Here is a 12,414-nt window from a genome sequence, read left to right as displayed (position 1 = left end):
GGGTGCCAGAACAGATGGCGGCGACGCGAGATAAACAGATGTACTCACATTGGGATGGTACTTCAAAAATCGGTTTGAAATCGGACAAGGTAAAGTGTCGCTCCTAACGTGAAGTCGACGGCGATTCTGCGACCTCGATCAGCCTTAGCCGTGCGATACCACGATGAGGCCACCTCAATTGGCCCTGTATGGTGCGATACCGCACGGTTGCTGCCTATGCACGATCCTGGTCGGTGCGATGGGGCGCTTGTGCAGGTGCCCCTCGACGGCGCTGGTCGCATGGATCGCCTGGTATGCCCGACGCACGCTGCCTGCTGCGCTTGTTGCGCCCGGCGGCGTCTACGGTTCGATGCGGCGTCGCGGGCTGAGAACGGCCCACGCTTTGTTCCGTGTCCGGGGTTGCGTCCTTGGTTCTGCGCTATCGTCGCGCACGAGCATGCGAAACCAGGCGCATGCTCCGGTCGGCTGGACGGGGTGTTGGGCGGCGGCCTACGCAAAAACGCGTGCGTCGTCCGGATCGGGGCTGAGCCCAGAGACCCGCTGCATTCCACCGTTGCGCTCACGTTGAACTGTCGCAGACCGCATCAGGCGGCTTGCGCGTCGCCGCTCATGCGGCGACATGTTCGGTCTTCTGCACCAATGACAACAGGAATTCGGGGGCAAAGTCCGCGCCGTTGGGCCATTCAATCGTGCGACTGGTCAAGGCTACTTGCCGAAACACCTGCTGATCGCGCAGAGGTTCGAAGACCTCTCCGTAGAGTTCTGGTTCTAGATCGACAACACCCTCAACGCCGTTGTTGAAGTGCAGTTGGAGCCGATAGCCGTCCAGGTATTGCACATTTGTTACATGGATAAACATTTCACCTCCTCAACGGAGCGGTTCCACGGGTTTGAGTGCTTGTCGCGCTTGCGCCCGTTTCCAATTCTCCATAACTTCGTCGCGATGTTCGTCCAACCATGACCAGATCAGATTCAAGGCGCGTCTAGGCATCCTGCCCGTAACCAGTCCACTGGCGATCTCAATGGTCGCCTCGAAGTCTTGATATTCTGCATGAAAGTGAGGTGGCAGGTGGTAGAAGATTTCATCGAAGGAGAGACGGTCTGCCTGGGCTTCTTCGTCGGCGTGGTCGGTGATCCGAACACGATTGTAACGGATAGCATCAATGATGGCTTGGATGTCCACAAGATAACCTTGCCAAACGGATTCTGTTTACCATTGTAGCGCGACATGCCGAGCTTGCAAAGGGTTGGCTAACGTTCGAGCTACGTTACGTGCAGAGGCAGGTGTTAGGCATCACTGAACACCGGTTTGAACATGTTGATATTCGTGGCGGTATAGCCTAACTTGATGTAGAGCGCTTGGGCGGCAAGATTATGGCCGAAGACGTGCAATGCGACTCCCGATAGGCGAAGTCTTGCAACTTCCACTTCCAAAGCCTGAAAGGCCCGAGAAGCGTGACCCTGCCTTCTGTGCTCAGGCTTTATGTAGATGTCGTAGACATAAGCGATGCGGCTGTTCGCTCTTTCCTGCTCGACAAACCACAACGTTCCGACCGGAAACCCTTCTGGGCTTAGAACGGTGAAGATGTGGTTCTTGTCGGTCTCCTTTCCATTTGGCAGCAGATCGGCATAGTCCTTTCGAGCTGAGTCGAGCGCTGAATCCTCTGGCCATTGGCCAGAGGAAACCTTGTCTTCGGCATAGGCCGGGATAACTATCTCAAGCCAAGCTGCGTACTCGGCTTCTGTGATTGGTCGTAGAACTGTCACGCAATCTCCTTGTAATGCCTAAGCCGGGCTTCAGCGGCGGCGCGGGCGGGTTCGCTAACGGGCATGGCTGGCAGCACGCGACGGCGTTGCAGAAAACCGCCAGCTTCAAGGCCGCGCCCGCAGCGTCCACTGCGAGTCGATGCTGGGCCATGTGCTGCTAGATTTAGTAATACTTTTAAGTATTTATTAATTTCTATTTTCGTAGTTTTAAACGTATCTGTCTTCTAGATATTTTCTAAGCAACTGATTTTCTATTGTATGAATAGACATATCCCAGTGTGCGCCAACAAATTTTTCTCGATCTATTGGTGATAAGATATTTTTCCAAACATCATGCAATAACTGTCCTGAAAACTGCTTTAAGCCAGGGGAGAGTATCAGGTATTCTGGGCGAAGGATGTTAATGTGGTCATTATGAGAGTGTGTCAGGTGAACTACCCTATAGTCTTCAAAGATATGTTTCCCAAAGACTCTTCCTGTCGTTTTCTTTGCTAATAGAGTCATCCTTAATAATTAATACAAATGATCTGGTGAGAAGTCATATAAACCAAGTATAGATTCTATTTTACCTATCCGATATTCTTCGTCAAAATCAAATGGAAAATCTTTACTTTTGCGTAACTCAGCTAGAATTAACGAATATCGCCGAAGCCGTTCAATACCTTTTTGACCACAAAACCGCCCAAGTGTAATATTGCGACTCAATCCTTCTGTAAACTTCCATTCAATTAGTATTTGAGTTGTTTTTCCATCAACTTTTCCTAGCAAAAAAGCGTCAATACTTGTACGACTCTGACCTCTTCCACCTCCTTTTTCATTAATTGGAGATTCTTGAGGCCCAACCCACTCAAAAATGGCATAGCCTTTGTCATTGTAGTTTCTTCCTTCAAAAGAAGTAGCGCCAGAGAACCTGTAAAGTTCTTCAATTTCCAACCCACATGATTTAAGGAACTTTATTAATCCATCTGGATCATTAAGTAAAGAGCTAATCACATTCAAGCAAGACGCAGAGCTACTTAAAGGATGATTCTTCGTCTCATCGTGGAGTTTGACCGAAGGATCTATGTTGGCAAAAACCGACGAATTAAAAATCAAATTTGCCCCAAATTTCTTCTGATATTCTATCGAGAGCTTATTCATGTACTATACCTTTCTAGTATCAAGCAAGCGTATCAAATATGCCCTAATATAACATAATATACACAGCAGTTTCAAGATTGCATATCGCGTTCAGCAAGGCGCATTTATATTCGTCACGACAAACAAGTAGTTCAATATGTATCTATTCACTTTGTCCGGTGAAGCGCATCCAGCTAGCACGGACATACTTGAGTCGCCCAACATGAATTCGACAGCGATTCGGCGGCCTCGATCAGCCTTAGCCGTGCAATACCGCGATGAGGCCACCTCAATCGGCCCTGTATGGAGCGACGCCGCACGGTTGCCGCCTATGCACGATTTGGATAAACCGCCGGAATGGCGTTACGGGCTAATGTCAGTCGGTTACTGCATTTTCTATAATGGCAAACTGTTGAGTATCACAATCGATCTCGGCTTGGATACCATAAGGCAACACAAACATTGGATCCGTATGCCCAAAATCCATTCCAGCTATGATAGGAAGCTCATCCATTCCTGTTTCTTCGGCAACTACCTGCAAGAGTGCTTGATCGTATTCTTCATGCTTTTCGACTGGGATTTGCCCGCCAGGTCTGCCAAATAGTATCCCGGACAACCTCTGCAAGATTCCAAGCGCCGCATAAGTACGTAAACCGTATTTGACTACCTCTGGCGAGGGTGCATCCTCGGATGTCTCCAAGAATAGAATCGCATCTTGCCAAGCATCAGCTTCCGGCCAAAAGTCAGTTCCGCGTAACGAGTCTAGCACCTCAAAACAGCCCCCGATCAAATGCCCCCGTTGAACACCTCGCCCCTGCAGAAAACGCCATCCTGTCGATGGCTTGAGCTTCCGCCGTTGTGTTTGGTTTGCAGGATTGGCCCAATCAAGCATCTCTACAGTCCACCCATTGGTGTTGGGCGCAATGGTCCCTACTGATTTTGCGTGAAAAAGGGTCTTGCGCACCGACTCAATCATATAGGGAAACATGCCCACATTCTCGGCAAAGCCGGCCATGATTGCTGGGCCGTAGAACGTGACCAAGCCGGCCTTGAAGCAAGCCAGGTGCGCAATCGTAGTGTCGGAATAACCTATGAATACTTTGGGGTTTGATCGAATGACCTCCAGGTCTAGATAAGGAAGCAGCCGGATGGAGTCATCTCCGCCAATAGTGGAAAAAATGCCTGTAACCGTAGGATCGGAAAACGCGGCCATCAGATCCTCAGCACGGGCTTGAGGATGGCGATGCAACCAATCGGGGTCCTTGAGCGTATGAGGCATCTCTGCGACGATCAACCCGAATTCCTCTTGTAGCTGTTTTTTACCAGCTTCGTAGCGATGAGGTATTGCCCCAGGGCCACCCCAGGACAATGAAACAGTCGCAACCTTGTCGCCCGGTCGAAGTTTTTGTGGTTTTATCATCTCAATTCTTTTGCCAATTAGCGGCTCAACTCATGATGAGCCATTCAAGCGCGAGCATGTACCCCTGCCAGCCCAGACCGGTGATCTGACCGGTGGCAACTGGCGCAACGACCGAAGTGTGGCGAAATGGTTCGCGGCGGTAGACATTCGAGATATGTACCTCGATGATCGGGGCGCTCAGCGCGGCCAATGCATCGCGTAGCGCTAGGCCGTAGTGCGTGAGCGCACCAGGGTTGATAATCACTCCGTCGGCCTCCCACCCCTCGCCTTGCAAAAAATCGACCAGAGCGCCTTCGTGATTAGACTGAAACGCGATCAGGCGCATCCCCGCCGCCTCGGCGCGTGTGGTCAGGGCGGCATTGATGTCAGCCAGCGTGGTATGCCCGTAGATCGCGGGTTCGCGTCGCCCGAGCATATTGAGATTTGGTCCGTGGATCACCGCAATCGTCTTCATCGGCGCACCAGCGGCAGGAAGACGCGTGAAGGCGTCTGCCCACCCGTAAAGTAGATCAACGATAACTCGATCGCATCCGTAACGGTTTCGTCATTGGTCGAGCGACCTTCGATCCGCAGGGTTTTAATGGTACCAGGCGCAATGCGTTCAGGTACCACGACGCGCATTGAAACGCGGGCGGTACTCGTATGATCAACCCACACACTACTACGACTCAGATCAACCTCCCAGCCATCGCTCTCACCAACCACCGTCAGGGTGATGGTATCGCTCCCACTACCAAGATTGGTTACCGCAAGATCGCTCATACTGATCAGGCCTTGCCCTGGTTGCACCCGGCGTACTTGCGACGAGGCCAGTTTGAGCCCGGCAACCAGGGTAACGCGCAGGTCGATCCGCGCCTGCGCTTGAACCAGCACCGGAGTGTCAAGCTGTTGCGCGGTCACGATCGCAACATTCGGTGTATCAACCCGCACCCCTTCAGGGATACGTACCAATGCAAGGATCTCGATCGCTTCATCAGGAGCAAGGGTTACAAGGTCAGGGGTGACGTTGGTAAACCAGCCCAGCGAATCAACGACGCGCAAGCGGAACGTCCCTTCGGCAGAACCAAGGTTGGTCAGGGTATGCCTGCTCTCGACCAGCGTGCCTGGCGCACCGGTCAGATCTGTATCGGGCGTCAGCATAAGACTAAAGAGCGGCCCGACCCGCGTGACGGCTTCACCCTCATCGAGGATGAAGGTCGGCGCACCCTCTTCAACGAGTTGCAAGACGGTTGTATTCGTATCACCGCGAAGAGCTTCGGGTGGCGCAGTAACGCTGATCGTGAGCGTGCCAGTCATCCCCGGAAGCAAGGCGGGCGTCGCCGCACCCACCTCAGAACGCCATCCCGGCAGCGTGTCACTCAAGACCACAGTATAGTTGGTGCGTTCAGTCCCTGTATTGCGCACCGTCAACAAATAGGTAGTGGTGCTTCCACCAACATCAACGTTGCCACGGGGGCTGTCGAGCAATTCGCCCGCAACCAATGACCCGATCGTCACGATAGCGGTCACTTCCGCCGTCGGGCCATCGTTCACCCCAACCGCACGCACGGTCAACCGCTGAACGTCACCTGCCAGCACATTGGCCGGAACCACCGTCGTTGTCGTGAGCGTCCGCGTGCCAGCACGCGGCAGATCACTTACCTCGGTCGGCGTCAGATTGACCGTCCACGCCGGGAGAGTCGCCGTCTGGCTCACACTGAGCGTATAGCTATCGGGCACGTTGCCGGTGTTTTCGAGCGTATGGACAAAGGTCACTGTCTCGCCTGGCAAGGCCTGTTCCGCCAGATCATCAGGGCGCAACGCAACGCCGCGCACCACCCCAACCTGCACACGGAGCGTTGCTTCATCAGTGATATCAGGCACCGTTGGGTTCGTCTGGGCACTATTATCTGCCGTGGCGGCAATGATCAGATCGGTCACCCCCGCATCAGCCGTCGGTGGCACCGTGACGGTCACGGTAAATTGACACGACGCCGCTGGCGCAAGGCCGGGAAGACCAGACGGACAGCCATTGCCCGTCACGTCACCTGTCCAGCCAGAGGGCAGACCAGTCACCGGCCCGGGCACGATTGGCGCAGCCGCATTGCCCGTATTGGTCGCCGTAAAGGCCGCCGTCACCGTGACTGGCTGCATTACCCCGGCAAGGTCAACCTCGGGTGGTGCAACCAGATCAGGACTCAACACGACCGAGCCTCCGGCCACCACGACAAGTTCAATTGAACGCACGGCGGGTGCAGGCGGCTCAAGGCCACCAACCGCTCGCGCCGTGATCGTCAGCGGGTAGGTTCCCGCCAGCGCCGCCGAAGCGACCGCATACCTGACCTGTACCTCGGAACTGGTGCCCGCCGGCAGATTCACCAGACTCGGCGTCGCCGTCACGCCGAGCAGCGTCACCCCGTCAGGCGGCACCGAGGGATCAAGGGCAAAGCTATCGACCCCACTACCGGTGTTGGTCAAGACATACGTGAACATCACCGTCGTGCCGGGAACCGTTGTCCGGCGCTGAAGTGGCTCAGGAGTAAAGACAAAATCACGCACAACCCGTTCCGTAACCGTCACGAGCGCTGTGACTTCGGCTACCGGGCCAGCATTGACGCCGGCAGCGCGGATCGTCAGGCGTACACTTTCACCCGGCAGCGCCGTCGCAGGCACCACCGCTGTCGTGGTAATGGTACGGGTTCCATCACGCGCCAGATCGCTGACCAGCGAAGGACTCACCGCCACCGTCCAGACTGGTTCAGCCTGAGGCTGCAGCACACTGAGGGTAAAGCTATCGGGGGCGTTCCCCGTATTTTCGAGCGTATGGACAAACGTCGCGGTCTGACCGGGGCCGACTAACTGAGCAAGACCATCAGGCCGCAACGCGACGCCTCGTGCGACCGCCACACGCACCCGCAACGTAGCTTCATCAGTGGCATCCGGCACCGTCGGATTGGTGCGTGCGCTATTATCCGCCGTGGCTGCCACCGTCAGATCGGTCACACCCCCATCAGCATCGGCGGGAAGGGAGACCGTGACGGTAAAGCGACACGTCGCTGCCGGAGCCAGGCCAGGCAATGCAGCAGGGCACGCATTGTCTGTCACCTCACCTGTCCAGCCATCCGGCAGCCCGGTCACCGGCCCCGGCAAGATCGGCGCAGGTGCGTTGCCCGTATTGGTTGCGGTAAAGACCGCCGTCACCACGACCGGCTGCGTCGCTCCGGTCAGGTCAAGCTCAGGCAACTCGGCTATCTCGGGCACAAGCGCCACCGCACCACGCCCACGCACCACAATCTCAGCAGCACGCTGGGCATCCGGGGGAGGATCATCGCCCCCGCTCACCCGAGCGGTAAGCGTCAACGGATAGGTTCCCTCTAACACGTCGGCCCCAACCGTATAGCTCACATGCACCGTCGAGCTAGCACCAACGGGAAGATCATTCAGGCTCGGTGTTGCCGAAACCCCCGCCACACTGAAACCGGCAGGCGGCACCGAAGGAACAATGGTAAAGCTATCGGCCACATTGCCAGTATTGGTCAGAAGGTACGTGAAGTGTACCGTTGTCGCCGGGTCGGTAGTCACACGCTGCAGCGTTGTGGGAGTAAAGAGGAAGCCGCGTACCACTGGCCCGATCCTCGTACTTGCTTCACGTTCATCAAGGATGACCGTGGGCACGCCTTCTTTGACCAAACGCAGCCGCGTTGTATTGGTCGCCTCGGGGAGAGCATCAAGCGGTGCGGTCACACTGATCACCAGCGTGCCGGTCATCCCCGGCAGCAACGCAGGCGTCGCCGAGCCAACTTCAGAACGCCATCCCAGCAGCGTATCGCTCAAGACGAGGGTATACCTGGTGCGTTCAGTCCCTGTATTGCGCACTGTCACCGTATAGGTCGTTGTGGCACCGGGATCAACGCTGCCACGCGGGCTGTCAAGCAACTCGCCCGCCACGAGCGAACCGATCGTCACGGCTGCGGTCACTTCCGCCGTCGGCCCATTGTTCACCCCGGCGGCCCGCACCGTCAACTGTTTGACCTCCCCCGCCAGCAGATTCGCCGGCACCACCGTGGTGGTCGTGATCGTCCGTGTGCCATCACGCGCCAGGTCACTGACCGCTGTTGGCGTCAGACTGAGCGTCCAGGCGGGCAATGTCGCCGTCTGGCTCACAGTAAGCGTATAACTATCGGGCGCATTGCCGGTATTTTCGAGCGTATGCACAAACGTCACCGTCGCGCCCGGCAAGGCCTGTTGCGCAAGGTTCGCAGGACGCAGCGCCACCCCGCGCACCACCGCAACTTGCACACGGAGCGTCGCTTCATCAGTATCATCAGGCACAGCCGGATTCGTTCGGGCGCTATTATCTGCCGTAGCCGCGACCGTGAGATCAGTCACCCCGGCATCAGCGGTAGGCGGCACGGTGACCGTCACGGTAAAGAGGCAAGATGCTGCTGGCGCAAGACCGGGGAGGGTCGCTGGACAGCCATTGCCCGTCACATTCCCCGTCCAACCAGACGGCAGACCGGTCACCGGCCCGGGCAAGATCGGCGCCGACGCATTGCCCGAATTGGTCGCCGTAAAGACCGTCGTCACTGCGACGGGTTGCGTCGCGCCGGTGAGATCAACGGCGGGCGGCGCGGCCAGCGGCGGGGTAAGCGTCACCGCCCCACTCCCACGGACAACGACCTCAAGCGAGCGCAGCACCGGTGCAGGCGGATCAGCGCCACCAGTGGCACGCGCCGTCACCGTCAACGGATAAGTACCGGCGAGCGCAGCATCCGCCACCGCATAGCTCAGTTGCACCGTCGAAGAGATGCCGGTAGCCAGATTGCTCAGACTCGGCGTCGCAGTTATGCCCGTAAGGGTCAAGCCAGCAGGTGGTACCGAGGTCGCAAGGGCAAAGCTATCAGCGGCATTGCCGGTATTGGTCAGGACATAGGTAAATCGCGCCGTTGCGCCAGGATCGGTCGTCACACGCTGTAGCGCCGCAGGGGTAAAGGCCAAGCCACGCACCACCGGCACGACAATCGTATTGGCGGTCTGGGCTAGCCGCGTCTCGTCACCCGTCACCAAGGCCCGCAACCCAAAGACCACCGGGCCGGCGGGGGGAGCACCAGGCGTATTGACCAGCACCGTGACCGTCATCGTCTGCGTAGGAGTCAAAGTAAACGACGCCGGCGTCACCGAGGCCACCGACCATCCGGGCGGCGGATCGCCCACAAAACCGGTACTGCTGACCGTAAAATCACCGACCACATCGCCGACATTGCTTACCGTATGGGTAAAGATCGTCGTCGGCCCGGCGAGCGTCGTCGTCAGAGGACCGGTAAGCGCGGGGAAGGCCGGGCCAGGCAGCCGCACCGTAGTCGTATTGGTCACCACATTCGACGAGCGAGCGGTTCCAACGAGCGCACGGACGCTCGTTGTCTCGGTGGCCGCCTCGGTCTGGGTAGCGGGCACCGTCACGGTCACCGAAATCGGGGTTGACGCATTGGGGGGCACCGTAACCAGGGTTGGCCCATTGGCCCAGCGCTGGGTCGAAGTCAGGGCCACCGAGAAGGTCAAGGTGATCGGGGAAGCATTATTGAGCGTATGCAGATAGGTCGTCTGCTCGCCAGGGGCCACCGCGCGTTCAGTACCAGCAGGATCGGCGACGAGATCAAACGCAATTGGCGCGCAGGGATGATCAACGCCGAGGTCAATGCGGGCACTAAAAGGCGACGTATTGCCAGCGGCGTCAGTCACTGTTGCATTGAGATAGCGCTGACAGACGGGCAACGGGATATTGAAGGTACCATCAGCAAGCGTTGCCCCGGAGGACAGATAGATCGGCCCCTCGTCGGCTTCGGTGCCACGCGACGTCGTAAAGATCTCGACCGTGCAACCGGGGCCACACGCGGGATCAGTCGAACCAGTGACACTGGGGGGGGCAGGGTCGGGATTCTGCTGCAACTGCGGATCCAGCGTCGGCGGGGTACGCCCGACATTGCCGCCGTCAAGCAGAGCAATGCCCGGCCCCTGATGAAACTCGGTTGTCGTCTGCGAAATCCGAATGCCGGTCGCGCCGCGGATCAGGACACCCGGTGCATCGACACCGCCATTGCGCACCAGACGATTGCCAATCAGATCATTATTACTCGCGAGATTGCCATCAAACAGCGAACCAATCAAAATACCAGGTACGACATCAAACGTCTGGCCGGAGCCATTATAGGCAACGAGGTTTTGACGGATCACATTATTTGAGCCATTGTAGAGACGAATGCCAACCGAGAAATTGCGCGGTGCGGCGGCGAGATTGGCATCAAGCGGCAACTCGCCCGTTGCCGGGGCACCAATCAGATTGCCCTCGATCAGCAGATTGGTGACGGCACCAGCGACAGTGCTCGGTTCCCCCAGGGCGAGACCCTGGCCAACCCCACCAATCACATTATTGCGCACCGTCACACCGGTGGTGCGCCAGATGCGCATCCCCTCGGTACCAGAAGGCGACGCGGCATTCAACGGCGTCACACCATCGGGACGAACCCCAAGATAGTTGCCTTCGATCAGATGGCCGCTCGTTGTACAAGTACCATTGCAGCGGTTGGTTCCCAGCGCCACCGGATTGATCAGGATCGCGGCACGCGCACCACCGACCTGCGAGCCGCCATACGCAAGCACATTGCGGTCAGCAATGGTCGTCCCACCAATGGTAACCCCAGTACCATGCTCAAGAAAAATGCTCGCCCCACCATGGGCAGTCAGGCCCGTTTCAGAACGATCGCCGGAGAGACTTGTCCCAATATAATTGCCTTTGATGACATGGTTACTGGAACGAACATGAATACCAAAACTGCGGCTTGCTGCGATCACATTATTGGGGCCAACGGTAACGCGCCCCGGCGGGAACTGGGCGGTACCACCGCCAAGCAGACCAATGAAGAGCGCCCCGGAGGAGCTATCACTGCTTGTGCCATTGGGCAGCGGCGTGCCATCAGCAGTCAAACCGATCAGATTGCCAAGAATAGTTGCATCGCCCCAGACAAACCCGGTATCAAGGAAACGAATACCGTAGTTGGTATTGCCGGCAATGATATTGCGGTCAAGTGGATCGAGGCCACCAATCGTCGTATTGCGTGGGCCATAGGCATTGCTGCCAAGCTGAAGACCAAATTTATTTGGGATGGGTGTGCCACCACGCGTCACCCCAATCGTATTGCCTACAATCACGGTATCCCGCGCAATGAGTGCATTGGTCGACACCTGATCAACGCCGGGCATAAAAATACCAAATGACTCAGGGAACCCCCCGATCACATTGTTACGGATTATCGTATTGACCGCACCGGCACGGAGGCTAAGGCCCGCGCTATCTGTACGTGTCCCATTGTTACCTGCAGCATCACCCGTAGGCGTCGTCCCAACATAGTTGCCCTCAATCAGATTATTCTGATTCAAGGCATTATTGCTCGCCGAATTGATGCGAATGCCGCCCATGACGTTTGACGTCAAAACATTGCGTTGATCATCACGGTCAGCCCCAATGACATTATTGCTCGCCCCATTGCCGATGAGCAGGCCATAGCCCTGATTGCCCTGGGCCGAACCATCGGCAGCGAGGCCAAGCCAGTTTTGATAGAGTTGATTGCCGCTCGCGCCATCAAGAAAGATGCCCGCCCCAGCGATATCCGCTGACATACCCGCCGGAGCACGAATAAGCGCCAGGCCCCGCACCACATTGTTGTTGCTCTGGAGATGCAACCCGTGCGAGCCCGGCGCAATGCCCAGGGCATTCAGCGTCACGTTGGGCTGCATCGCCGCCGGATCGGCGCTGGTCGCATCAATCGTCGTCGCATCATCAGTCAAGATGGGCAAGGCCGTTTCGAGGGTGATCGTCCCGGTCACGCTAAACGTGATGCTATTTAGCCCATCGCGGTCATTCGCCAGACGGATCGCCTCGCGCAGGCTACATCCATCAGCGCCACAATCATTCGCCCCACCATTGTCAAGGTCAGTGAGATTACTGACGACAATGCTCTCTTGAGCAGCGACAAACGACCAGGGCACCGGCAGTGGAGCAAGCAACGCGAAGAGCAGCGCCAGCATGAGCACCAGCGCGAGACGACGATTGAGTGATGCCACGGCGCTCCTCC

Annotated in this window: 7 protein-coding genes; all 7 read right to left on the bottom strand. The window is 57.0% G+C overall.

Annotation, left to right across the window (positions count from 1 at the left end; all coding sequences use genetic code 11):
• Positions 1-607: 607 nt before the first annotated feature.
• The 7 genes from EKD05_RS04465 to EKD05_RS04435 all read right to left on the bottom strand — a co-directional run bounded on the left by EKD05_RS04465 (position 608) and on the right by EKD05_RS04435 (position 12,403).
• Positions 608-859, bottom strand: a complete 252-nt coding sequence (locus EKD05_RS04465) for a DUF2442 domain-containing protein (RefSeq protein WP_129671242.1) — start codon at positions 857-859, stop codon at positions 608-610.
• Positions 860-868: 9 nt separating this feature from the next.
• Complete coding sequence (locus tag EKD05_RS04460; RefSeq protein ID WP_129671241.1) at positions 869-1,183, bottom strand: DUF4160 domain-containing protein; 315 nt, start codon at positions 1,181-1,183, stop codon at positions 869-871.
• Positions 1,184-1,287: 104 nt separating this feature from the next.
• The gene (locus tag EKD05_RS04455; protein WP_129671240.1) at positions 1,288-1,767 is read right to left on the bottom strand and encodes a GNAT family N-acetyltransferase; all 480 of its coding nucleotides are present in this window, start codon (positions 1,765-1,767) and stop codon (positions 1,288-1,290) included.
• A gap of 513 nt (positions 1,768-2,280) precedes the next feature.
• Positions 2,281-2,907: a hypothetical protein gene (locus EKD05_RS04450; protein ID WP_129671239.1), complete on the bottom strand. Its 627-nt coding sequence runs from the start codon at positions 2,905-2,907 to the stop codon at positions 2,281-2,283.
• A gap of 355 nt (positions 2,908-3,262) precedes the next feature.
• Positions 3,263-4,306 carry a S66 peptidase family protein gene (locus EKD05_RS04445; RefSeq protein WP_129671238.1) on the bottom strand — a complete coding sequence of 348 codons (1,044 nt, stop codon included), beginning with the start codon at positions 4,304-4,306 and terminating at the stop codon, positions 3,263-3,265.
• A 25-nt stretch (positions 4,307-4,331) separates the two neighbouring features.
• Positions 4,332-4,760, bottom strand: a complete 429-nt coding sequence (gene aroQ, locus EKD05_RS04440) for a type II 3-dehydroquinate dehydratase (protein ID WP_129671237.1) — start codon at positions 4,758-4,760, stop codon at positions 4,332-4,334.
• Entirely contained in the window at positions 4,757-12,403 is a 7,647-nt protein-coding gene (locus tag EKD05_RS04435; protein WP_129671236.1) for an NEW3 domain-containing protein, read from the bottom strand. The genes aroQ and EKD05_RS04435 overlap by 4 nt, the downstream gene beginning before the upstream one ends.
• Between the last annotated feature and the right edge of the window lie 11 nt (positions 12,404-12,414).

It is taken from the genome of Candidatus Chloroploca sp. Khr17, assembly GCF_004138165.1.
In the GTDB taxonomy this organism is placed as follows: domain Bacteria; phylum Chloroflexota; class Chloroflexia; order Chloroflexales; family Chloroflexaceae; genus Chloroploca.
This window is presented reverse-complemented; position numbering and strand designations above follow the sequence as displayed.

Bases quoted from the DNA above. Each gene is read 5' to 3' on its own strand.
- EKD05_RS04465 (WP_129671242.1), bottom strand. From the start codon at position 859: ATGTTTATCCATGTAACAAATGTGCAATACCTGGACGGCTATCGGCTC.
- EKD05_RS04450 (WP_129671239.1), bottom strand. From the start codon at position 2,907: ATGAATAAGCTCTCGATAGAATATCAGAAGAAATTTGGGGCAAATTTG.
- EKD05_RS04445 (WP_129671238.1), bottom strand. From the start codon at position 4,306: ATGATAAAACCACAAAAACTTCGACCGGGCGACAAGGTTGCGACTGTT.
- aroQ (WP_129671237.1), bottom strand. From the start codon at position 4,760: ATGAAGACGATTGCGGTGATCCACGGACCAAATCTCAATATGCTCGGG.